Raw genomic sequence first — 22,760 nt, 5'->3', positions numbered from 1 at the left:
GGGCGCCATCCGTGGCGTCGGCGGTCCGGAGCCGTCAGACGGCGGCTTGTAACGCCAGCGAGCCGTTGGTGCGATTATCGGGGGCCCCGGCCTCCTCCGTGACGACCGGCACCCAGAACTCCGGTGGCAGGATGACCGCCTTCTGCTCGGGGTACGGCCGCTCCGTCCACGGGATGTAGTCAGCATCGCCGCGTTTCGGCAGGCTCCCGTCCGCTCGAAAGAGGTGCGGCCCGTAGAAGAGCCAGGCGTTTTGTCCGCGAATCTCGCTCGCCAGGGCGGGCCAGGCCGCCCGGCTGTAGAGTGTCGTCTGCTCGGCGTAGGTCGCCTCCTCGCCAGCGATCGAGATGTCGTGGCCGAGGGCGTGCCCGAGGACGTCGTGCACGGTGCGGAACTGGATATTGGCGGTCACGCCGCCGCTCGTCGCCCGGAGGAGCGGGTGATCGGCCGGCATGTGGGTATCGTGGGGCCAGATGACCAGGCGGCGATTGGTCTCGATGTCCGCCACCATGTCCTCGTAGCCCCGGTAGGGCTGCTGCTCAGCCGGTCCCTCGTACAGGATGACCTTCAGGCCGTAATCGAGCATGTGGCGGTACTGGAGGTCCGTCTCCCGGATCAGGCGTCCGTAGTGGAGCCTGACCACGTCATCGGTCGGGGCATGCCGGGCGTTCCCCCAGGCTCGGGCGACCCGCCGCAGGAGCGCGGGATCCGCCCGGGTCCACGTCCGAGGGCGACCCTCGCGCCTCTCCAACCCGAGCCACGCCCCATAACGGGCCATGTAGGCCAACGCACACCTCTGGGCGAACTTGCTGCCGTTCATGAGGTCACCTCCTCTCGCCTCCGCATGACGCCGACGCGGAAGGTCGAGCCGATCTCACGCCTCGCCGAATCGACGCCGTGCAAGAATCTGGTGATCAGTTTCGCGAACCATTGGCGCGGACTCATCGGCACCTCCCGCTCAGCGCGGTCGGAGAACCGCTCGCCGAGTTGGCGTGTCCTCACGGAAGGGGGCGACAGTGTGCGGCAGCGTCGTGCTCTAGGTATTCCGTGCGGAAGAGAATCTCGACCCCTCGCCCCGGAACCTTTCTGACCACATTGGTCAGTACACCGGGATTATCCTGACCAATTTGGTAAGAGTCAAGCCGCGGTTCGGAATTTTTCAGGAAATTATCCCTGACGTGTCGCATCCAGCGGCGAAAGTTGGAGCGAGGGAAAGTTCTTGCTCGTGAGGATCGTCTCGGCCTTGCCGCTCAGGGTTCGGAGCCGGAACGCTCCCTGCTTGTAATCCGATCGTTTGACGCATCCAATGGCGACTGGTGTCCCTTCATAGATCAGATCCATGTCGCAGGCCTTCGCCAAACGATATATCTCGGATGCAGCGTGGGCATTTGCCTCGTAAGAGCCGAGATTCTTGATCTCGTGAAGGCGGTCCAGGAGGCCCTGCAGAGCAATCACGACCGGCTTATGGATCTCGGCTACATATTTCGATAGGCGCTCGATGCCTTCTTCGACCTCACTTACCGAATCGTGCTCGAGCGGAATCGCTCGCGGCAACGTTAGTTCCACGAGCTGCTGTTCCTTCTGCTGCCTCTCCTTCTCGATTCGCTCCACGAGGTGATCATCGACCGCTTTCCGTTCCCTAGTCAACTCGCGCTGCCAACGAGGCAGCGCGGCGACGCTGAGACGGAGCACGTAGGAGCTCAGCGGATTGTCCGAGATCTGCACGTGGTGATGCAGCGTGTCCTTATCCTGGACCAGCAGCTCCTCCACCATGGCTCCGAGCACCGATTGCGGCTCTGGCTCGATCGGTGCATCAATCGAAAACGGGCCCTGATAGGACAACCGCAACCCAAGATCGGTGCCCAGAAGCACCTTGAGTTTTTCGGTCGCTCCGATTTTTTCGATGGCGCTGACCAAGCACGAATAGACGGATCGTTCCGCATCGCTCCATGTGACCTGGTCCTTCTCAACCCAAGGAGAGTACCGGCAACTGGCCTCATGCTCCTGCACCGTGGCGAAGCCGTGGGCCGCGGGATCGTAGCCTGGAACGACATGGCGTCCGGTCGAAGAACCACCGGTGACGGAGCTTTCCCGCGGGCGGCGTTCCTGCCAGTCGTGTTCGGACCTGTCTTTTGCCACCGTGGCGCTCCGGATTCGTCGCCCCCAAAGGATCGCGTCCTTCGGCCGACCGATCTTCACAAATTGGTTGGGACGTCGCCTTGGTACTCCCATCCCGCCCGCCGGGCCCCTTTCCCCATTGTCGCCGCCATCCGGAAGGTCGGCCAGTCACCCTCGCCGGCTCCTGCGATCTCCTGCCCCCGAACGGGGATCGGCACCCCCCGACGGCTCCTGTCGGCGATGAGGACTGCCCGGGGACTGTCCGTCGATCCCGCGACCACTCATCGAGGCCCCCTGCCCTGCCGGCCGGGGGACGGCCCGCCCGATCGGCTGCCCTCCGCGGTGCGGCGGAGCTGACGGCAAGCCCCGCACCCGGGCGTAGACAGGCAACGTCTACAGCGGAAACGCTTCGAGATCGATGGGTTGTGGGCAGGGGCCGCAGGGGGCGTCTACGGCGATGTCTACCGCGTAAGCAATTGAATTCGCTGGAGTCACGCCGTCCACAGCGGCGCCCGTGTACGGATCGGGTGCACAGGTGTGGTAAGTCTAGCGCGGCGCGTCCAGGACCTTCGGCCAGCAACTGCTGTCCCTCCCTGGCCCGGCGGGGCCGGAGTCGGGCCGTGCGATGCCCGAGCCCTGTGATGCCACGGACCGGGAGAACTGTTCCGGGAAACCTGCGGCGGGGGTCGAGGAGGGTCAGGTCCCGGCGTCCGGCGAGGTCCGCACGATGCGCACCCGCCTCCTGGGTCTTGGGGGCGTCCCCCCGGCATCGGCCCGGGGGAGCCGCTCGTTGGCGAGGTCAGGTTCGGGCTCCCGCTCCCGCTCGCACTCACGTAACCGGACCAGGCCGAGACGCTGCTCGTCCCCGGCCGTCCACGGCGCGAGGTCCTGGTCCTTCGCGTCCGCGGGGTCGAAGCTCGGGGCGGCGGCGGGCGGGGCCAGGCGGGCGAAGCAGTCCCTCTGGTTCGCGTGGTAGGCGCCCACCCCGGGCACGATGAAGTAGCCCGGCAGCCCCGCCGCCGGCGTGGCCCGGTGTATCTGCAGGAACTGGCTGGGGAGCACCGCGTCGCGCTTGACCACCTCGGTCGACTCGCCGCGCGTGCCCCCGCCCCGGCCGCGGTTGACGCTCTCGCGGGTCTCGAGCCGCTCCACCTCGCCGAACATCTCGGAGGCCCACTTGGCCGTCGCCGGCGACTCGAGTCGCAGGATCGCCTTGAGCGAGCACTGCCCCACGATCTCGTTGGCCTCCTTCTCGCCGTAGAGCTTCGGATCCCGCAGGCCGTCGATGTCCTGGAACCCGATCGCCAGCGCGACACCCTTCGAGCGCCCCTTGTTGGCCAGGCTCCGCAGGCCCTCGAGCCGCCCCAGCTCTCGCACCTCGTCGAGGATGACGAACGTGTGCGGGTCCCGCGCCTCCGGGCCGGCGAGCAGGTGCTCGCCCAGCCGCCGGAAGAGCACGCGGTTCACGGCGTCGAGCGCCGCGCGGTTCTCCTCGTCGTTGCCGAGCACGAGCACGCCCCCGCCCTCGACGAACGCCTTGAGGCTCAGCCGACGTCCCCGCGGCTTGCGCTCCCAGAGGGCGGCGATCGGCTCGAACTTCGCCAGGTGCGCGGCGGCGGTCGAGAGGACGTTCTGGAGCGTCGACTCGACCCCGAAGTGCTTGGCGACCACGTCGCGGGTCGTCGGGTCGGACTCGAGCAGGCGCCGGGCCCGCCCCGGGTGCGTGGCCACCAGCAGCACGTCGCGGAGCGTCCAGTCCCCCGGCAGGCGCCGCATCAGGGCGATGACGACGTTGGCCAGGAGGTCCTGGGCGGCCAGCGAGAAGTAGGCGTTCCGGTCGTCGAGCTGCGCGGGGATGAAGGTCTCGGCCAGCTGGCGGGCCGCGGCTCGGGTGCGGATGTCCCGGGCCAGGTCCCAGGCGTGGGAGCGCCGGTCGAGCGGGTTCATGAGGATCGGATCGGCGATGCCCATGCCCGCCAGGAGCGGCACCAGCTCGCCCTTCGCGTCGTACACGACGGCGCGACGGCCGCTCCCCGGCCGGATGGCCGGCAGGACCGACTGCATCAGGAGCCGGAGCTGCACGGTCTTGCCGCTGCCCGTCGTCCCGACGCAGAGGACGTGGCTGGTGGCGAAGCGCAGCGGCAGGTAGAGCCCCCCGAAGGCGAAGACGTCCTCGTGCTCGCGCTGCGGTGCGAGCGCCGCGGCGCGGCGCCTGGCCGCCGCGAAGCCGATCACCTCCCGGCCTCGCACGATCGGCGCCCCGGCGAGGCGGCGGCGGTAGAGCACGTAGAGGGCCCCGAGGATCAGCGGGCTCGCGAGGACGAGCGCCTGCACCTTCGGGGGCAGGCCCCCGAGGAGGGTCCCCTCGACGAGGGGGATGGGCGGCCCGGTCCACACGGTCGCGTCCCCTCGACGACTAGACGGCCAGCTCCACGTCCGGCCGCTCCCGGTCGCCCGACCGTCGCGCGCCCTCACGCAGATGTCCCTTCTCCCTCGCCCGCGATGCCTCGCGGACGAGGGCCCTCACCTCCTCGCCCGCATCCCGCTCGTCGGCGTAGAGTCGGGTGCGGGACGCCAGCACGAGGCCCTGCCCCCGGCCGGCCGACGCCCCGACCCCGAGCACGAAGGCGTCCTCGACGCGGGCATCGTGGGCCTCGGGGGCGGTCAGGGCGTAGCCCAGGCGGACGTGGCCGTAGCGGTCGAGCGAGACGGTGATCCGCTCGCCGTCGTCGAGCCTGACCTTCAGCGTCCCGGCCACGGGGTCGGCATCGAGCACGGTGCCGAGGTGGCCGCTGCGGACCTGGTAGAGGCGGCTGCCGCGGGTGAACCGCACGCGATCGCCCGCGCGAATCCGCTCGCCCGAGACGACCACCGCGGCGTCGCCGAGCTCGCCGGCCCGCAGGCGCGCCTCCTGGCACAGCCGGTTGAGCGCCCGGGCCTGCCCGTCGGTTGGGGCGATGACGAGGCCGCGCCGGGGGTCGCGGCCCACGTGCCGCTCCCAGTCGGCGACGAGCGCCGCCATCGCCTGGTCGCTCCCCCGGGCGAGGGTCAGCAGCCCCCGCTCGGCGTAGGTGCGCAGGGCGGCGTCCGTGTGGCCCGGGACGGAGTCCCCGGCGTCACGGGCCCACGACCGTCGCCGGCGGAGGACTTCGGCGCGCCGCCCCTCGTCGAGCCGTGCGGCGAGGGCCCCGAAGGAGCCCCCGGCCTCGAGCGACAATGACGGGTCCGCCTCGCCGACCAGGACGAGCTTCGCGCCGCTCGACTCCACGTGGTAAGTGAGCCGCTCCATCGCTCGCGTGGCGACGATGCCCGATTCGTCGACCACGATGACGCTGCTGTCGTCGAGCTTCAGCACGCCGCGCTCGAGGGAGCGGAGCGTCTCGTGGAGCGTGGCGCCCGGGATCTTCGCCCCCCGCTCGAGTTCGCGCGCGGCCCCGGGATCCGCCGCCGCAAAGAACACCGAGCAGCCGTCCCCCTCGTAGGCCTCGCGCACGGCGTCCAGGACGAACGCCCTGCCCTCGCCGGCGATGCCGGTCGCCGCCGCGATCCGCCCGGACTCCTGGGTGATGTGGACCAGCGCCCGGGACTGCTCGGCCGTGAGCGTCGGCCGGGAGGCGAGGACCCGCCCCATCGTCTCGGGTGTCACCGTCCGGTGCCCCTGTCGGGAGAGTCGGCCCGCGGCCTCCAGGAGCCGCTGCTCGGCCTCCAGCATCTCGCCGGTGGTGTAGCGCCGCTCGCCGCGGAGCTGTCCGAGCCGGTGGGTGTCCGGCCCGAATTCCACGGCGTGCGTGACCATCGTGCGGATGAGGCTCGCCCCGACCCCCCGGCCCAGGGCCTCCCCGGCGGCCAGCCGCAGGAGCTCCCGCTCCCCGAAGTGGGCATCCCGCTCGGTGATCCGCCGCACCGCGCGCCGGACGGCCTGCTCCGCCTCCGCAAGGGGGTCCCGGGCGACGAAGTGGCCCATGAGGGCCCGGGCGGCCTCCGGTGTGAAGCCGTGCCGCGCGGCCTCCCTCCGCCATCCGTCGAGGCGCTCCTGCCCCGTGAGTTGCCGCCCGGCCGGGCGGGTCGCCAGGGCGGCGTACTCGGCCGCCTTGGGCCCCGAGCGGCCGTGCCGCTCGAGGTGCTCCTCGATCTCCCTGCGGCGGGTGGACCAGGCCGCCGTGAGGCCCGCCGGCACGCCCGCGATGCCGAAAAACTCTCCCTTCCGCTCGATCCGGACGCCGAGCCGCTCCTCCAGCCTGCGGGCCAGCTCGCAGCGGTAGATCGCCCCGGCGCACCGTTTCTGCATGTAGAGGTCGCGGCCGTCGAGGGCGCCGGACGAGCCGTCCGCGCGTGCCGCCACGTTGGCGAGGAAGGCGTGGGTGTGGAGCTGGGGCTCGCCCGCCCTCGAGCTCCCCTGCTCGAACAGGGCGGCGACGAGCCCGACCGGCTCGCGGCCCAGCCCGTGCCTGCCGCGTCGGCTGTGGGAGGCCACATCCTGGAGGTACGTGAGCGCCTGCTTGACCGCCTCCCGCTGGGCCCGCTCGATGATCTCCCTCGTCTTGGGCCCCGCGACCGCCCAGAGGGCGCTGACGTCCTTGTCGGCCGAGAACGTCAGGTCGTACCCGGCGCGCCGGGAGGCCTCGCCCGCGTTCCGGACCAGGGCCCGCCCGCCGGGCGCGAAGCCCCACATCAGGTGCTCCAGGTCCTCCCTCCGGACCTCGCCGGAGATTCCGAATGCGGGGCAGCCCCGCCCGAACCACCGCCCCGCGGCGTCGACGCCCGGGCGGGAATGCCCCGGGTCGGTCAGGTCGCACAGGTATCCGGCTGTCACGCCTCGGCCGATCGACAGCAACTCTTCACCCCCTCATGTCGTGCGGGGCCGGGGCGGAGGCAGCGTGCTACTCCTCGACCACGGCCGCGAAATGGGTCCGGAACCGCTCGAGCTCCGACCTCAGGCTCGCTACCTCGTCTCGGAGGTTGGCCAGCTCCGTATCCTCGATGTGTCGGATCAGGACCAGCCGGGCGTAGTCGCCCGGGGAGATCCGCGCCGCCTCGGCCCGCCTGCGCAGCTCCCGCTCGTAGCGGGCGTCGAGCCGGAAGCTGATGGGCCTGCTGCTGCGATCCCGTGGTCTCATCTCTCCAGCGATCCGGCAACCGGAATTCGTCATCATCGACACATGGATGTGAAAAACACCTACCAGAAAGGGACGCCGCGCGCCACGCGGCCCCGCGAATAACCGGGGTTCCCGGACGACCTCGGGGACGCGTCGGCCCCGACCCTCTCCCGTGCCACTGCCGTCCGGTACTTTCGCGTGACAATGTCCGATTTCCCGTGCTAGAGTCCCGCCCGCCGTAACAATCACCGCCCCCTCGGGGCGGGTCCATCCCGGGTAGATGCACCGTCATACCGGGCCCCTCGTCCGGCCGGATGCGAACCCGCGTCCGTCCTGCCGAGGGGCCGGTGGGCCACGAAGGTTTTGGCCATACGAGGATTTCTCGCTCCCAGCGGCCGTGCGAGGCCGGGGTGTCCGGGCCCGGGACTGTCCCCAGGTGGGGTGGCCCCGAGCTCGGACGTTCCGAGCCGTGCGTTCGATTCTTCGCCCACGTCACCGAGAGGAGCCTATCCGATGACGAACCTGACACATGCGCACCGCGAGCTCTTCCGCCGCACCCCGGACCAGATCTTCCCGACGCTCCAGGCGCTCTGGGAGCACTGTCAGGCGCAGAAGGAGCGGTCCACCGACCGCTGGCGGCCGCCCCAGGCGATCCGGCCCGGCCCCGATGGTGGCCGACTCGTCGTCGACCTGGGCGACGGCAACGAACCGTTCGCGCTCAACGACTGGTCGTTCGGGCAGCTCTGCTCGATCGCCAGGGTGAGCAAGGAGACCGTCAACCGCGTCTCGGCCGACACGGCGAGCCGCGTGCTGCAGGAGACCCTGCCGGCGGGCAACAAGCCGCTCCAGGTCTTCACCGAGGACGACCTCATCCGGTCGATCCACGGCCACACCTACACACGGCTGCACGACGTGGAGGTGGTCACCATGCTCCGAGAGTTCGCCGTGGACTTCCGCCCGCCCCAGGAGGGCACGGGCGGCGGCACGGGGCTGTACTGCGGGGAGCAGGACCTCTTCGCGTTCCTCATCGACCCGACCGGCTGGGCCGAGATCGACGGCCAGGCGTTCGCCCCGGGCTTCTTCGTCTGGAACTCGGAGGTCGGACGCCGCTCCGTCGGCATCTCTACGTTCTGGTTCCAGGCCGTGTGCCGGAACCACATCGTGTGGGATGCGACGGAGGTCGTCGAGTTCACACGCAAGCACACGGGGCGGGTCGGCGAGGCGCTCGGCGACATCCGCAGCATCGTCGAGACGCTCGTCGAGACGCGTGACGCGCGCCGGGACGGATTCGTCGCCGTGGTCCGCAAGGCGATGGAGTCGAAGCTCGGCGAGGATGCCGAGGAGGTGATGAAGGTGCTGACACGCTCCGGCATCACGAGGGCGCTCGCCAGGCGGGCCATCGAGATCGCCGGGCGGCAGGGCCGCTTCACCGTCTTCGCCCTGGTCGACGCCCTGACCCGGCTCGCGCGGGAGCTGCCCAACGCCGGGGACCGCACCGAGGCGGACCAGCGGGCCTCGTCCCTGCTGGCCCTCGCGGCCTCGTAATCGCCCGAGGCGGCGCGCGCGTCCCGTCCCCCGGGGGAAGGACCCACCGTCGGGACGGGACGGCGCCCCCTTTGCTCATCGGGCGAGGGGGGGCATCCGCGCCCATGCGTCGTTCGGCCATCCGAAGGATTCTCGCGGCCCACCGCCCCTCGTCCCATCGGCCTAGTCTCGTTCGGTTCGGGCCGGCGGCGGACTCCCCGCTCAGCGGGAGCCCCCTCGGCGACTACTGATCGAGCTCCCTTTTCTCTCTGAAGGCGTGTGCAATTGCCCGCGTAAAGGCTTGAGAGAGTGCCACCGGGAAATTCTTGGCGGTCGTGCTCCCCCACTGCCCACGGCGCGGCACGTCGCTGAGGTCGAGGTGCTTCTTCGCCTGGAAGGCCGCGAGCACGATGGCGTGGAACATCTCGCTCGCCTTCGTGTCGCTCTGTCGGCTGTACATCTGGATGTACCGCAGCAGGTCATCGACCATGTCGAGGGTCTCGGGCGTCATGTTGATCTGCTTGCGCGGCGGCTTCTTCGGGGCCGCGACCTCCTTGGCCTTCTGGGTCGGGTCCCGCCTGGGCTTCACCTTCCGCTGTTGCGGGGCCCGCGGCGGCTCCTTCTCCCCCGGGGGCTCGTCGACGCGGGCGGGCAGAGCGGCCGGGCCCGTGGATCTCGGCTCGTCCCCGCCCCGGGGAGGGGGATCTCGCCGTCCGGGCCGGGGGGCGGCCGGCCTGGCGGCCACGGGGAAGTCGTCCAGGAAGTCCCCGATGCGTACGGGCTCGTCCCGCACGGACTCCTCGGCGATGTTGAGGTCGAAGTCCTCCGGCAGGCCGACGATCCGCTTAGCCATTCGCTACCTCCGAGAGCGATCCGTTGCCGTCGGCCGGGGAGTAGGAGCCGCCGAGCGCCTTCTGGCCGCGGCGGATCAGCTCCTTGACGAGCTGCAGGTACTGTTCGGAGGGGAGCTGGTCGCGCGCGTGCTCGAAGATGGTCAGCCCGTTGATCGTGGCCTCGCGGTGCCGCACGCTGCGCGAGATCGTCGTCTCGAAGACGAGCGCGGGGCCGAATTTTCGCTTCAGCATGTCGTGGATCTGCGTGTCCAGCTTGGCGGACTTGTCGAAGTTCCCGAGCAGCACCCCGGCGAGCCGCAGCTTCGGGTTGTACCGCTGCCGCACCTTCTCGACGGTGCGCGTGAGGAGCTCCAGGCCCTTCAGGTCGTAGCCGGATGGGAAGACCGGGATGATCAGCCAGTCGGAGGCGATCAGGGCGGTGGTCATGAGGAAGCCCAGGTCGGGCGGGGTGTCGATGATGACGATGTCGAACTCCCCCCGGAGGCTCTCCGCGGACCTGGCCAGCCGGACCCTCTGCTCGGTCCGGATGTCGTCGGCGTCGAGGATCGAGTGCTCGTCGGAGTTCGCGATCGCCGCCTGCATCTCGGCCTCCAGCCGCGGGCCGACGGACCCGAGGCCGCGGTGGGCTGGGATGATGGAGAGGTTGCCGCCGAACCGTTCCCCCAGGTCGATGCATACCTCGATCGCCTTGGTCTTCTTCAGGTAGACGTCGGCCAGGGTGAAGTAGCGTTCCCGGTCGATCAGGTCCTGCGTCACCCCGAACGACTCGGAGGCGTTGCACTGCGGGTCCACGTCGATCACGCAGACCTTGTAGCTCAGCTCCGCGAACGCCGCGGCGAGCGAGACGGCGCTCGACGTCTTCCCGCACCCCCCCTTCTGGTTGGCGAAGCAGATGATCTGTGTACTAGCGAACCGCATCCCTCGTTCTCCGTCGTTGCCGGCCTCAATCCGCCAGCAGTATGGAGGCATACCGGTATATTTGCCAATATAGAAAGTTAAGATTCTAGTCGCACAAGAACGCTTTTTCGGTAAGACGCTCGCGTGTGCCGGCATGGCGGCACACCGGCGCACCGCGTGCCCGACGGTCATACCCTCCCCGCCCCCGCGACGGGCGGCCCGGCGCCGGGTGTACCGGTACTCCGGCATACGGGCCAGATCCGGGCCGTGAGGGGCGCCCCGCCGCGACGCCCCTCGCCATTTCGTGCCGAGGCGGCGGACTCGCGGCCCCTGGGCCGCACCGCCGCACACCGGGGATCGATTCTGGGGCCCCTGGCTGCCCCGTGATGAGCCGTTTTCGCCCCCGCCGGACCCACCCCTCCCCCGCGGGCGTTCACGCCCCCAGCGCGAATCCTGACGTCCGGCCCGGGTTCGCCCCGCCCGCCCCTGCCGGTATGCCGGCATACGCCGATGGACCCGGGTTGCCGTGGCGGCCAGGTTCCGGCATCGAGGCGCGCCCTGTGCCGGCATACCGGCACAGGGCGGTGTGGGGGCGATCGCGCCGGACACCGACCGCTCCCACGCCGGTGCGGTGCGGGGCCTTCGGTCCGAACGTGTCTGCCGGAGTACCGGCAGACCGGGTAGTCCACCGGCGGAGGGGTGCCGCGCGTTGAGGTCCCGCTGCCGGCCGCGGCGGACCGGCATGTCTGCCCTGCCGGAGGGCGACCGCCGGCCTGATTCGAGCGGCCCGAGGTCGCCACGCGAAGGGCCGCGCACCCACATTCCTTCCCCCGGACGGTCCCCAATCCGCCGGGGCGAACCCTTCACCGCCCCGGACGGTCATCGCTATGGCGTCCTCTCGGCGCGTATGCCGGCATAGAGGCACTCCGTGGGCCGGTATACCGGCACGCGGGGGAAGCGACCCGCTCGATGCGAGGCATCCTGCGCGTCACAGGGGAAGTTTGTCTGCCGGAGTACCGGCACACGGGCAACCGCCCCTCCGAGGAGTCGTCCTCGCGAACCCCTCCGAATCTCGCCGGACCGGCGACCTCATCCGCCATATGCCGGCATAGAGGCAAGCGGTGGGCCGGAATACCGGCATACCGCTGGAGTGGCAGGGCGGGCTTGCCGCCCTGCGGCTCCCCTTATGTCGGCGCACGATACCGCATCGTGCCTCTGTACGGCGCAGGCCCGGAAGGTCCCAGCCGCCGGCGGGCGGGCGGGGTCCTCCGGTGAGAGGCCACCCCTCGGCGACGGAGCGCCCCGAGAGGAGCCGCAAGGGCCACCCCCGGGGCAGATGCCACTGGCCATGCGTGTGCCGGCATAGAGGCACTCGGCGTACCGGTATACCGGCACTCGACGAACGGGAGTACACCCGCCCCGGGCGGCCCCGACCCTTTGTGTGCCCGATGCCTGGGGGAGCTCTACCTCCATGCCACGCCGGCTCCCCCGGGGCGGCCACGTGCGGGCAACACCGGTACGGTCGCAGCGACCGAGGCGGCGCGGTCGCGACGATACGGCGTTTGATCGATTTCTCTCCGGGGACGCCGATTTCCACGGCGGAACCCAGTGCCTCTATACCCCCACACGCTCGGCCGGGGCGCCGCGAGCACTTCCCGAAGCGGGATTGCGAGTTACTCCTTCTGCCTCTGTACCGGCACACGGATCAGCCCCTCCGGGGCCCGCAGCGCGGCCGCGCCGCGGCAGATCGCCGTGGCTTCGCCGGGAACTGGCGTGACTTCGGCGACTTACGCCCTCCGCGTCGCCCGCGGTGCCGCCGTGCCGGTATACCGGTATACCTGCATAAATGATCCTATTATCAATACCATATCTCCGAAAATTCCCTCTTGCGAGAATCTCGGCTCCCCCATTTGATGGGTTTAAGCATGTTTAAGCAACTGACGTGGAGGATCCGGCGGACGGTGCGCCAGGGGCACCGCATGGAGCAAAAGACTGCGGGCATAAAAAAACCAGCATCCGGGAATGCTGGTTTCGAAAACGGGATGGCTGTCGCCACTTGACCCGACCAGCCTATTCCCACTTCCCCGCACACGTCAACGGCGAAAGTTTCGGTTCGGACGGGGCGAGTGCGCCCCGCGACCGGGAGTAGCGGGGGAGCTGCGGCCCCCTCGCGTCGAGGACTGACAATGAGGAAGACAATGTTGTAGGCGAGCGGCTTCGGGCACAAAAAAACGAGCTGGCAGGCTCGCTTTTCTGCTTTCGGTGAGGCCCCCCGCGGGGGAGGCGACACCACTATGGACTGGCACTTCGTAGTGTAGACCGCCCTTTCCCCCGACGTCAACGGCCAATCAGCGAGGTAGCACGGGCGAGGTGTGCCATGCGGCCGGGGCGATTTTCGCCTCCTTTTCGGGGAGGACGGGGGAAGTGCAACCAAAATCCGGGTATAAGGCGGTCACGCCGATCATCCTTCTGAACGCGGTCGCCGCGTATAACGCAGGCCTCATCTCGTTCCGGGCGCTGCGCGTGTACGCCGCGGTCCTGCACCTGCTGGCGATCCGGGATGCTGCGGGCCGCCGCCGGGCGAAAGCGGGCATGAGGCCCCTGGCCGGCGTCCTGTACCGGCTCACCGAGTTCGAGCCGCTGGTCGGCTCGAAGGGATCGCTGATCCGGCGGGACCTCTCGGCCCTGAGGCGGGCCGGGCTCATCCGGGGCGGGAGCCGCGACCTGGCGGTGGCCGACGAGCCGCTCCCGTTCGCCGGGCCGCTCATCGAGCGCGCCTCGGGCGGCCGCCGGGCGACCCGCCCGATCCCGGTGCCGCGGTCGCTCCTGCGCTTCCTCTCGAGGGAGGCGACGCCGAGCCTCTTCCTCACCGTGGTCGCGCACCTGCTGCGGGGCCTGTCGTTCCGCGGCGGGGGAGGGGAGATCGTCCCGCGCGGGACGGTGAAGGCCTCCTGGATCGCGGAGCACTTCGGGCTGAGCCTCCGGGCGGTGAAGGCCGCCCGGGCCCGGCTGATCGGGCTCGGCTTCATCACGAGGGACACGGCCTCCCTGCAGCGGAAGCTAAACCGCGACGGCGCCTACTTCGTCATCAACCTCGACTTCGGCGCGGGGGCCGCGTGCACGGGATCTGCACCCCTGCCGCTCCCCGGGCGCACCGGATCTGCACCCCCATATAAAGACCTTAAAACTACTTCCGTATCTAAAAACCAGGAGGCTGGTGTCCGGCCGGAAGCCTCGATCCGGGACGTGCGGCCCGAGGACCTGCGCACGCTCTCGCGGGCGGAGGAGCTGTACCGGCAGGCGGTCGCCCGGGGCCTCGTCGCCGACACCGAGGCCGACCGGCTCAACTTCTTCTCGGCCATGATCCGGGCGCGGAAGTTCCGCGAGGCGCCGCGGATCTTCATGGGGATCGTCCGCAGGCGGCTCTGGCACCACATCACGCTCGCCGAGGAGGACGAGGCGCGGGCGGCGCTCGCCCGCCTCAGGGCCCGCGCCGAGGCGGCGGATCAGGCGGCGTGCCGGCCGGCCCCCCCCTGCCCCGCGGGCGGGCCGCCCCCCCGAGGGCGCGGGGCCCGGGAGGGGCTCGTCCCCGTCGGGCGGGCGATTCCGCGGTGGGACCGCGCCGCGGCGTGAGGGGCGGCTCACGCGACCTCGCGGCGTCCCCGGTCCCGGCCCTCCGCCTCGGCCTGTTCGAGCGCCTCGCGGAGGGCGCGGATCTTGGCGGCCGGGTCCTGGCAGGGGCCGCGTCCCTTGACGATCACCTGGCCGCCGGCTACGTCGTAGGCGCACTGGGCCGGGGCGGCCCGCCGCCGCGGGGCGTGGGCCCGGATCTCCGCCAGGGCCTGGTCGCGGTTCTTCCCGTCGCGGACGATCGCGGTGGCCACCTCGACCTGCTTGGCCGGGTCGCCGATGCTCCGCAGCTCTGCGGCGGTCGACGGCGGCAGGCTGCCGGTCTCGACCAGCTCCTGCACTGGCCCGGGCAGGCCCAGCAGCGCCAGGGCCCGGCCGACCGTCTGCGGGGAGAGGTTCAGCTCCTTGGCCACCTGCTCCGCCGTCCAGCCCTCGCGGTCCATCAGGGCCTTGAAGGCGTGCGCCTGCTCGATCGGCTTCAGGTCCTCGCGGACGCAGTTCTCGATCAGCTGGAGCGTCAGCTTCTCGGAGTCGGTCATCGCCCGCTTAACGATGACGCAGTCCAGGGCGGGGATCTCCATCATCTTCGCCGCCCTCCAGCGACGCTCCCCCGCCACGACGATGAAGCGGTCGTGCTCCTTGTCCTCGCGCACCCGGATCGGCTGCAGCTGGCCGCGGCGCTTCATCGAGAGCCCCAGCTCGGCCAGCGCCTCCGAGTCGAACTGCTGCCGCGGCTGGTCGGGGTCCGGCGCGATGCGATCCACCGGGATGGACCTCGCCTCGGCGATCGCCCGGGTCCCGGCGTAGAGGCTGTTGCCGGCGGGCGGGGCGGCCTGGGCCTCCGCCGCGGCCGGCGTGCCCACCCCCAGGCTGTTCCGCATGGCGCCGCCGAGCTTGTCGGTCATCTTGGACATCAGGCGACCTCCTTGAGCTCCGCGGAACCGTCGCGGGCGAGCAGCTCGTCGCACAGCGCCTGCATCACCTTGGCGGCCTTGCTGCGCGGCTTGAACAGGGTGATCGGCAGCCCGGTGGTGACGGCCATCTTGAGGTCACGCGAGACGGGCACGGCGGTCTCCAGCACCCGGCCCGGGTAGGAGTCCCGGATCGTCTGGGCGTAGGCCCGGTGCAGCGGCGACTTGTCGTCGTACATCATCAGGAGGTAGCCGAGCAGGGCGAGCCCCGGGTTGGCCTCGCGGCGGACCTGCACGAGCGACTCGTTGAGGAGCTTCAGGCCCATCGCGCCGAAGTCCTCGGCCTGGAGCGGCACGATCACGCCGTCGCCGGCCGCCATCGCCGCCCAGCTGCCGATCATGATGTTGGGCGGGCAGTCGCAGATGATCGAGTCGAACCGGTCGCGCACCTCGTCGACGAAGTCCCGGAGCACGAGCTGCCGGTCGTCGGTCGCCGGGTTGCCCATGTTGAGGTGCTCCATCCGGTGGGCACCGGGCAGGACGGAGACATTGGCGTGCCGGGTCGGCCGGACGAGGCTCGCGCGGTCCTCGACATAGACCTCCGGGTCGAACAGAGCCGCCACCGTCTCCTCGTATGGGACCTCGGGCACCTCGCCGGTCTCCGGGTCCATCAGCAGCTTATCGGTCAAATTCCGCTGGGGGTCGAGGTCGATCAGCAGCACCCGCTGCCCGCGGCGGGCCAGCTCGCCCCCCCAGTGGAAGCAGGTGGAGGTCTTGCCGACCCCCCCCTTCCTGTTGAGCGCCACGTACGTCCGTGCCGGCATCGCATCCCCTCCGATTCCACCGTGGAACTGGTCCTGCATCGGTGGCTTTATCGGCCGCCGCCCGCGGCGGCCTTCGGCCGATCCGGCTTCCACCTTGGAATCGGGCGGGGCGGGAGTCGAGGATCCCGGGCGGCCGATCCGGGCAGGGGTCGCCGGGCCGCACCCCCCGGTCGCCCCCCGGAGGATCCGGCTCCCACTTCCACCGTGGAACCGGACGCGGCGCATGGGGGGGCGAACAGGGGAGGGGCACAAGATTGACGGGCCGAAGGCTTTGTTGCATAATGTCGGCCAATATTAACGACAGCCTACACTAAGTAACATGCCGCGAACGAAATCCGAGGAACTGCTGGACCTGGTGCATCGCATGGGGGTCGTGCGCCCGCGCGACCTCGAGGGACGAGGGATCCCTCGCACCTACCTCGATCGGCTCCACCGGGCGGGCGTGCTTGAGCGCCCCTCCCGGGGCCTGTACGTCCTGGCCGAGGGCGAACCGACCGAGCACCACGGCCTCGCCGAGGCCTGCAAGCGGGTGCCGCACGGCGTCGTCTGCCTCCTGTCGGCCCTGCGGTTCCACGGGCTGACGACCCAGGCACCCTTCGAGGTCTGGCTGGCGATCGACCGCAAGGCCCGGCTGCCGAAGGTCGAGTACCCGCCGCTGCGGGTGGTGCGATTCTCCGGCGCCGCGCTGGCTGAGGGGGTGGAGGGACACACCGTGGAAGGGGTGCCCGTGCGGGTGACCGACCCGTCCCACACCGTGGCCGACTGTTTCAAGTACCGCAACAAGATCGGGCTGGACGTGGCCCTGGAGGCCCTGCGCGACTGCTGGAGAGGGGGGCGGGCGACCATGGACGAGCTGCACGGCGCTGCGCGGGCCCGCCGGATGGCCAACGTGATGAGGCCGTACCTGGAGTCGCTGGCGTGAGCAAGGACAGGCCCCGCAACATCGCCGCCTCCGTCCGCGACCGGCTCATGATGCTGGCCCGGCGACAGGGGGAGGACTTCCAGCACGTCCTCACCCGCTACGTCATCGAGCGCCTCCTCTATCGCCTGAGCCGCTCGGAGCACCGGGACGAGTTCGTCCTGAAAGGGGCGATGCTGTTCCGGGTCTGGGCTGATCAGCCGCATCGTCCGACCCGCGACCTGGACCTGCTCGGCAGGGGCGACGCCTCGCTCGGAGCGGTCGCCCAGGTTTTCCGTGCCGTATGCGGGTTAGCCGTCGAGGACGACGGGCTGGTTTTCGACCCGGATTCCGTGACCGCCGATCGGATCAGGGAGGACCAGCAGTACGAGGGCGTGCGGCTGGTCTGCCGGGTATTCCTGGGGAAGGCGCGGATCGACCTGCAAGTGGACGTCGGCTTCGGGGATGCGGTCGTGCCGCGACCGGCGAAGCTCACTTACCCCGCGATGCTGGAGTTGCCGGCCCCGGTGCTCAAGGCGTACCCGAGGCCGGCGGTGGTGGCGGAGAAGTTCCAGGCGATGGTGATGCTGGGGATCGCCAACAGCCGGATGAAGGATTTCTACGACCTGTGGTTCCTCGCCAACCGCTTCGCGTTCGATGGACCGGAGCTGTGCCGGGCGATCGGGGCCACGTTCCGAAGGCGCAAGACCGCGCTATCCGCCGAGACCCCGCTGGCACTGACGGCGGCGTTCGGGACCGATGCCGGCAAGTCCAGACAGTGGCAGGCGTTCATCAGGAAGAGCGCGCTCGACGTGGGCGGCACCGGCCTGGAGCAGGTGTGCAAGTTCCTGGACGGCTTCCTCATGCCACCCGTGCAAGCGATCGTCGGCGAGACTCCGTTCGACCAGACCTGGAATCCGGGGGGCCCCTGGTCGGGCGCCTGATTGGCCGCGCCGCGGTCAGTCGACCCGTACGCCCGCAGGTTCGAGGGCCGGCGTCGCCCGCGGTCATCGCCGGTCGATTCCACGGTGGAACCGTTCCCGATGTGCGGGCGGGAGCCCGAAAGATCGTCCCGCGGCCTCGTTCCGCGACATGATCACCCTCGGGATCTCGCCCGTCAGCCCGATGATCCCCTGGGGCTTCCACCGTGGAACCTTCTGTGCGACCAGGGCAGCGGAAAGGGACCTGGAGAGGTCGAATTATCCAGACAGTGTCCGGACTTTTTGCGGGTAGGCGCGGAAGGAGGCCCGCGTCTGCTGACGATTCCAACGGCCGAAGTCCCGCCCGAAGCGTTGGGGCAGGTCCACGGCGAGGCGACGAATTAACCGCTCGCCGTAGCGCCCCGGCAATCCGCGTCGCCGAGGCCGGGCCAACCGGCCGCATTTTCTACGAGATGCCGAGCAGCTTCTTGATGTGGGCCTCGCGGATGAGCCGCAGGAATCCCGCCGCCATCGGGTTCCTGCTCTCCGCCATCTCGCGATAGGACCTGGCGAGCGACTCCTCGGCCTGCTCCAGCGCCTCGGCGTCGAGCCGATCCTGTTCCTCGGGAGTCAGGCCGTCCCAGTGCTTCGCGATCCTGACCTGTATCGCCTTCTCGCGGGCCTGCTCCTGCTTCTGCCGCCTCCTGGCCTCGGCCTCCTGCCGCTGCCGCTCCTGCTCGGCCTGCTCTCTCGCCTTCCGCTCCGCCCTGCTCTCGAAGCCCTTCGGGGGCGCATAGTCTTTGCGGATCGATTCGACGAGGAACCCCGCCGGGCTCGCCGAGGCCCGCTTGTCCTTCTTCTCGAGCAGCCAATCGAGGACCTCGATCTTGGCCTCGATGCGATCGGCGGGATACTCCCGAACCAGCCCGGAAGCGGTTAAGGCCGTGACCCCCCGGGCGATGAGCTCTTGCTCCGGGCCCGTCTGACCCGGGGCAGGGGAGGGGGCGAGCTCGGGCATCTCCTTCGGATCCTCGGCGGCCGGGAGGGCTGTCCCCCCCTTCTTCGTGAACGTCCGGTATTCCGCCCTGGCCTTCGCGCCCGGGATGTAGAGCATGAGCCAGTCGGGCTGCCCGTCGCGATCGGTCCTGGCCTCGAACGCGATATCCTCGAGGTAGCCGGACTTCCGATGCGGGGCATGCACCTTGGCCATCTGCTTGCGCACGTGCTCCCAGTCGAAATACCGCGTCTGCGGGGCATAGGTGCAGTATTCCGAATAGGCCAGCCGCGCCCGCGCGCGGCCGTGCTTCAGCGCCCCGAAGATCTGGTAGCTCACCAGCTCGTAGAACCGCTGCGAGGCGGGGGTGAGCCCCCGGAGGTAGTCGTAGTCGAGGGGGCGCGTGGTGGCGTTGTTGACCACCTCCCGGAAGAAGTCGTGGAGGATGAGGTAGACGGCGTCCGCCGTGCGGCCGTCGGGGAGCTTCTCGCCTGTGAAGACGACCGCGTAGCGGGTGTCGCCGATCTCGATGCTGCGCTCGGCACCGTCGGCGAGCTTGTAGCGGATCTTCGCCCGGATGCCGGCGAAGGCGTTCTGATAGAGGGCCTTCTTGACGTTGCGCGTGGCCTGGCCCTCGTTGACCCCGAGCTCCCGGCAGATGTCGCGCAGGCTCCCCAGCCTGATGACCCGGGGGACGGGGCGGGGCGCGCCTTCGATCCTCCGGTTCACGATCAGGGTGTCGACCTTGTAGGCCAGCGGTCCGGGCTGCCCGTAGCGGCTGTTGTGGCTCACCTCCCAGCGCAGGGTCGTCTGCCCCCGCTCGTCCTCTTCGCGGATCTCGATGACGATGCTGCCCTTCTTCGCAAGCCGATGCACGGGGTATCGCGAGAGGGCCGTCTCCACCCGGATGACATTGAGCGTGCCTAGGTCGGACGGCTCTAGGGGCAGCTGTTCTGCTTGCATTGATGAAGTCCACGGGAACAACAACCGGGCCGTGTTGTTGTCGCTCTGTCAGTCTTCAAAGTCTAGAAAGTCTACGGGCGGTCGGTGTTGTCATAAGGCCGGAACACAGAACGAGTTGCCGAAAAAATCGATTGATAATCCGCGCCTCAAAGGTAGCGATCGCGCTCCCCAAAGGTAGCAATCCCGCCCCCCATAGGTAGCGAAGCCGCTCCCCAACAGTAGCGATCTCGACCCTCAAAGGTAGCGGCGCCGCTCCCCAAAAGTAGCGGCCGGTCTGGGGAGATTTGTGTCACGAGATCCTCAAAGGTAGCGGGCCGCCGACCGGGGAAGATGTCCGGGCAAGCTGCTCAGCAATTATGCCCCAGGATATGGGCGGACTGTGAGTTCCGGCTTGCGAAACTCTACCCCCGCTCGTCGGGGCCCGCGAGAGGGTTCGAGGGTCCTCGAGTCGGCACGTGCACGAGCAGGCGAATCGTGGCAGCCTCGGTGCTGGTGATACGGCGACTGTTCCAGGACCTCGAGATCGACTGGGGGAAGCTCAAGGGACCGGAGATCGACCGGCAGCAGGCGAAGTGCGATTCCGGGAGGGCAGGGGAGCCGGGGCGGGGACTCCCACGACCGACGCTCCGGCATGTCCTGCCGGAGGATCTCCGGGACACCGGTCGACTGCTGGACCTCTATGCCGAGGCGGTGAGGTCGGGCCTCGTGCGCGACAGCGAGCACGCCAGGCTCGAATTCGTCGCCTCGGCGGAGCATGCGTTGGTGGCCGGCACGCGGAATCCCTGCGGGCTGTTCGTGCGGATGATCCGATCGGGAGGGGGTCGATTCGTCACGCTGCGGGATGAGGATGCGGCGAGGGCCCGCATCCACCGCTACTTGTATCGGGGTGATCGCGGCGACGGTATGCGGCTGAAGTAAGCGGGGTGGGCACCGGCACAGGACGGGCGATTCTCGGTGGCTTCATGACTCCTCTCCGGAGTTGACATCTGTATAATAAGCGGATCAAATCGGGGGCCGTCACGGGGGGCTTCGCCATGTGGTCCGACAATGAAACCGACATCGATTACCTGGGGCTCCATCACCTCGTCGGGGCGGTGACGTCGATCATCCGCAGCGAGAGGCTCCTGCCCACCACCATCGGGATCTTCGGCGACTGGGGGAGCGGGAAGTCGAGCCTCCTCAAGATGGTCGAGTCAGAGTTGCGCAGCGATGACGGCGTCCTGGTCCTCTCGTTCAACGGCTGGGTCTTCGAGGGTTACGAGGACGCGAAAACCGCCCTCATGGGCACGATCATCGACGAGATCAGGGGCCGCAGGACCCTCGGCCTGAAGGCGCAAGAGGCGGCCTATCGGCTCCTGAAACGGGTCAACGTCCTGAGGGTCCTCGGTTCGCTCAGCAAGCATGCCATCGCCTTCGCAGCGGGAGGACCCGCCGGTCTGGCGTTCGCGACCGGGGCGGACTTTGTCGGGATGGTCAAGGAGGCCGCGAGCAAGGCGAAGGACATCGACCCGGCGGAGCTGGAGAAGTTCTTCGATGAGGACCCCGGGCAGAATCTCCAGCGCAGCGTCCGGGATTTCCGCTCGGACTTCGAGGAGCTGCTGAACGAGACGGAGCTCAAGACCCTCGTGGTCACCATCGACGACCTCGACAGGTGCAATCCCGACACGATCATCGAGACCCTGGAAGCTATCAAGCTGTTCTTGTTCGTACCCAGGACTGCCTTCATCATCGGGGCCGACGAGCGGCTGGTGAAATACGCCGTGCGGCGGCGGTTCCCCGAACTCCCCGGCGAGCGGGTCGAGGTGGGGCGTGATTACCTCGAGAAGCTCGTGCAGTTCCCCGTCCGCGTCCCGCCCCTGAGCAGGTGCGAGCTGGAAACCTACATGAACCTGCTGTTCTCCAGCCTGGCCATCACCGATCGGGAGCACTTCGACAAGGCGAGGACGGCGGCGGTTGGCTGCGATGATCTGGCCTACCTGAAGGTCACGTTCAATTACGGCATCGCCAAGGAGCTGTTCGGCGAAGTCCCGGACGACCTCGGCGAACGCCTCGCCCTTTCCCAGCGACTGGCCCCCGTCCTCGCGGTCGGACTGAGCGGCAACCCGCGTCAGTGCAAGAGGTTCCTCAATACGTTGCTCATGCGATCCGGGATGGCTGCGGCCAGGAAGATCGGCCTCAAGGATCGCGTCCTCGCGAAGCTCATGCTGCTCGAATATTTCCGGCCGCAGTCGTTCAAGCGGCTGGCCGAACTCCAGGCGGAGCAGGGCGGCAAGCCGGGAGAACTGGCCCTCCTCGAGAGGACGGTCAGGCCGCAAGCCGTCCATCAAGAGCCCGAGGCCGACCCCGTGGGCGTGCCGGGGGATGATCGGGGGGGCGGCGACGGCCCCCGGAAGGCGAAGGCCGAGGTCCCCGCGAAGCGCGCGGCGAAGCCGGAAAAGGCACCGACCGCCGTGGAGAAGCCCTCGCAGCCGGACCTCGGTGCAGAGTTTCAGGTATGGCTGTCGGACCCGTGGCTCCGCGAGTGGGTCGAGTCGGAACCGCTGCTGGCCGACGAGAACCTGGGCCCCTATTTCTTCTTCTCTCGGGACTCCCTGGGGCCGATCGGCGGTGCCGTCCAGCGGATGAGCCCGGCCGCCCAGGAACTCCTCAACCACTTGCTCGGCGAGAGCGAGGGGGTCCGGATGGCCGCGCTCAGGAGGGCCGGCGAACTCAATCAGGCGGAGGCGGCCGCAATATTCGAGGCCCTCGGCGCCAAGGTCGAGCGCGACGAACGAGACGGCGCCAGCGAGGCCCTCGGCGTGCTCATGGAATGGGCCGGCGTGCGGCGGGAGCTGATGGGGGAGCTGCTCACGCTGCTCGGGCGGATGCCGGAGGCCGCCCTGCCGCTGGCGATCCCGCCCCGGGTTTTCGGGCTCACGCAGGGCACCGATAGCGAGGCCGCCGGGAACGAGCTGCTGGAGCGTTGGAAGGCCAACACGAGCAATCCGCGCCTCGCCAAGGCCGCCGAACTCCAGCTCGGGAGGAAGTGACGCGATGGGCACCTCCAGCTCTTACGGCGGGCCGACGGGTGGACCTCCACTGCTGCCCCCCTGGGCCCTCGACCCGGAGCAGACCCAGGAGCCCGGGCCGGAACC

Annotated in this window: 17 protein-coding genes; 6 read left to right on the top strand and 11 right to left on the bottom strand. The window is 69.5% G+C overall.

Annotation, left to right across the window (positions count from 1 at the left end; genetic code table 11):
* Positions 1-34 precede the first annotated feature (34 nt).
* The 6 genes from TsocGM_RS09780 to TsocGM_RS09760 form a co-directional block, all read right to left on the bottom strand.
* Positions 35-817 (bottom strand): hypothetical protein, encoded by a 783-nt coding sequence (locus tag TsocGM_RS09780; RefSeq protein WP_126725123.1) that lies wholly within the window; start codon positions 815-817, stop codon positions 35-37.
* A complete protein-coding gene (locus TsocGM_RS27585) occupies positions 814-942 on the bottom strand; it encodes a hypothetical protein (RefSeq protein ID WP_261341630.1) in 129 nt (42 codons plus the stop codon). Before TsocGM_RS27585 ends, TsocGM_RS09780 begins: the two co-directional genes overlap by 4 nt.
* 222 nt (positions 943-1,164) lie before the next feature.
* Entirely contained in the window at positions 1,165-2,136 is a 972-nt protein-coding gene (locus TsocGM_RS09775; protein ID WP_126725122.1) for a hypothetical protein, read from the bottom strand.
* A 675-nt stretch (positions 2,137-2,811) separates the two neighbouring features.
* Positions 2,812-4,512 (bottom strand): type IV secretory system conjugative DNA transfer family protein, encoded by a 1,701-nt coding sequence (locus tag TsocGM_RS09770; RefSeq protein ID WP_126725121.1) that lies wholly within the window; start codon positions 4,510-4,512, stop codon positions 2,812-2,814.
* A gap of 19 nt (positions 4,513-4,531) precedes the next feature.
* Positions 4,532-6,928: a MobF family relaxase gene (gene mobF, locus TsocGM_RS09765; protein ID WP_158633465.1), complete on the bottom strand. Its 2,397-nt coding sequence runs from the start codon at positions 6,926-6,928 to the stop codon at positions 4,532-4,534.
* A gap of 67 nt (positions 6,929-6,995) precedes the next feature.
* A complete protein-coding gene (locus tag TsocGM_RS09760) occupies positions 6,996-7,232 on the bottom strand; it encodes a hypothetical protein (RefSeq protein ID WP_126725119.1) in 237 nt (78 codons plus the stop codon).
* A 492-nt stretch (positions 7,233-7,724) separates the two neighbouring features.
* Here TsocGM_RS09760 and TsocGM_RS09755 point away from each other — a divergent pair, with 492 nt between their 5' ends.
* The gene (locus tag TsocGM_RS09755; protein WP_126725118.1) at positions 7,725-8,756 is read left to right on the top strand and encodes a DUF932 domain-containing protein; all 1,032 of its coding nucleotides are present in this window, start codon (positions 7,725-7,727) and stop codon (positions 8,754-8,756) included.
* Between the two features lie 223 nt (positions 8,757-8,979).
* Here the strand turns inward: TsocGM_RS09755 and TsocGM_RS09750 are convergent, their stop codons facing one another.
* Positions 8,980-9,588, bottom strand: coding sequence for a hypothetical protein (locus TsocGM_RS09750; RefSeq protein ID WP_126725117.1), 609 nt, complete (start codon positions 9,586-9,588; stop codon positions 8,980-8,982).
* On the bottom strand, positions 9,581-10,507 hold the full coding sequence (locus TsocGM_RS25955) for a ParA family protein (RefSeq protein WP_158633464.1): 927 nt from the start codon (positions 10,505-10,507) through the stop codon (positions 9,581-9,583). Before TsocGM_RS25955 ends, TsocGM_RS09750 begins: the two co-directional genes overlap by 8 nt.
* Positions 10,508-12,910: 2,403 nt before the next feature.
* Between TsocGM_RS25955 and TsocGM_RS09740 the strand changes: the two genes are divergently transcribed.
* Entirely contained in the window at positions 12,911-14,119 is a 1,209-nt protein-coding gene (locus TsocGM_RS09740; protein WP_126725115.1) for a hypothetical protein, read from the top strand.
* Positions 14,120-14,127: 8 nt separating this feature from the next.
* On the opposite strand, the gene TsocGM_RS09735 is transcribed toward TsocGM_RS09740, so the two are convergent.
* Positions 14,128-15,030, bottom strand: coding sequence for a ParB/RepB/Spo0J family partition protein (locus tag TsocGM_RS09735; RefSeq protein WP_126725114.1), 903 nt, complete (start codon positions 15,028-15,030; stop codon positions 14,128-14,130).
* Positions 15,030-15,851: a ParA family protein gene (locus TsocGM_RS09730; RefSeq protein WP_158633463.1), complete on the bottom strand. Its 822-nt coding sequence runs from the start codon at positions 15,849-15,851 to the stop codon at positions 15,030-15,032. The genes TsocGM_RS09735 and TsocGM_RS09730 overlap by 1 nt, the downstream gene beginning before the upstream one ends.
* A 319-nt stretch (positions 15,852-16,170) precedes the next feature.
* Here TsocGM_RS09730 and TsocGM_RS09725 point away from each other — a divergent pair, with 319 nt between their 5' ends.
* On the top strand, positions 16,171-16,773 hold the full coding sequence (locus tag TsocGM_RS09725; RefSeq protein ID WP_126725112.1) for a type IV toxin-antitoxin system AbiEi family antitoxin domain-containing protein: 603 nt from the start codon (positions 16,171-16,173) through the stop codon (positions 16,771-16,773).
* Positions 16,770-17,693, top strand: coding sequence for a nucleotidyl transferase AbiEii/AbiGii toxin family protein (locus TsocGM_RS09720; RefSeq protein WP_199756746.1), 924 nt, complete (start codon positions 16,770-16,772; stop codon positions 17,691-17,693). The genes TsocGM_RS09725 and TsocGM_RS09720 overlap by 4 nt, the downstream gene beginning before the upstream one ends.
* Before the next feature lie 442 nt (positions 17,694-18,135).
* Here TsocGM_RS09720 and TsocGM_RS09715 read toward each other — a convergent pair whose 3' ends face one another.
* Positions 18,136-19,626 carry a hypothetical protein gene (locus tag TsocGM_RS09715; protein ID WP_126725111.1) on the bottom strand — a complete coding sequence of 497 codons (1,491 nt, stop codon included), beginning with the start codon at positions 19,624-19,626 and terminating at the stop codon, positions 18,136-18,138.
* A gap of 474 nt (positions 19,627-20,100) precedes the next feature.
* Here TsocGM_RS09715 and TsocGM_RS09710 point away from each other — a divergent pair, with 474 nt between their 5' ends.
* Together TsocGM_RS09710 and TsocGM_RS09705 are read left to right on the top strand one after the other, a co-directional pair.
* Positions 20,101-20,544 (top strand): hypothetical protein, encoded by a 444-nt coding sequence (locus tag TsocGM_RS09710; RefSeq protein WP_126725110.1) that lies wholly within the window; start codon positions 20,101-20,103, stop codon positions 20,542-20,544.
* Positions 20,545-20,660: 116 nt separating this feature from the next.
* Entirely contained in the window at positions 20,661-22,655 is a 1,995-nt protein-coding gene (locus TsocGM_RS09705; protein WP_126725109.1) for a KAP family P-loop NTPase fold protein, read from the top strand.
* Positions 22,656-22,760: the final 105 nt, after the last annotated feature.

Source organism: Tautonia sociabilis (genome assembly GCF_003977685.1).
In the GTDB taxonomy this organism is placed as follows: domain Bacteria; phylum Planctomycetota; class Planctomycetia; order Isosphaerales; family Isosphaeraceae; genus Tautonia; species Tautonia sociabilis.
This window is presented reverse-complemented; position numbering and strand designations above follow the sequence as displayed.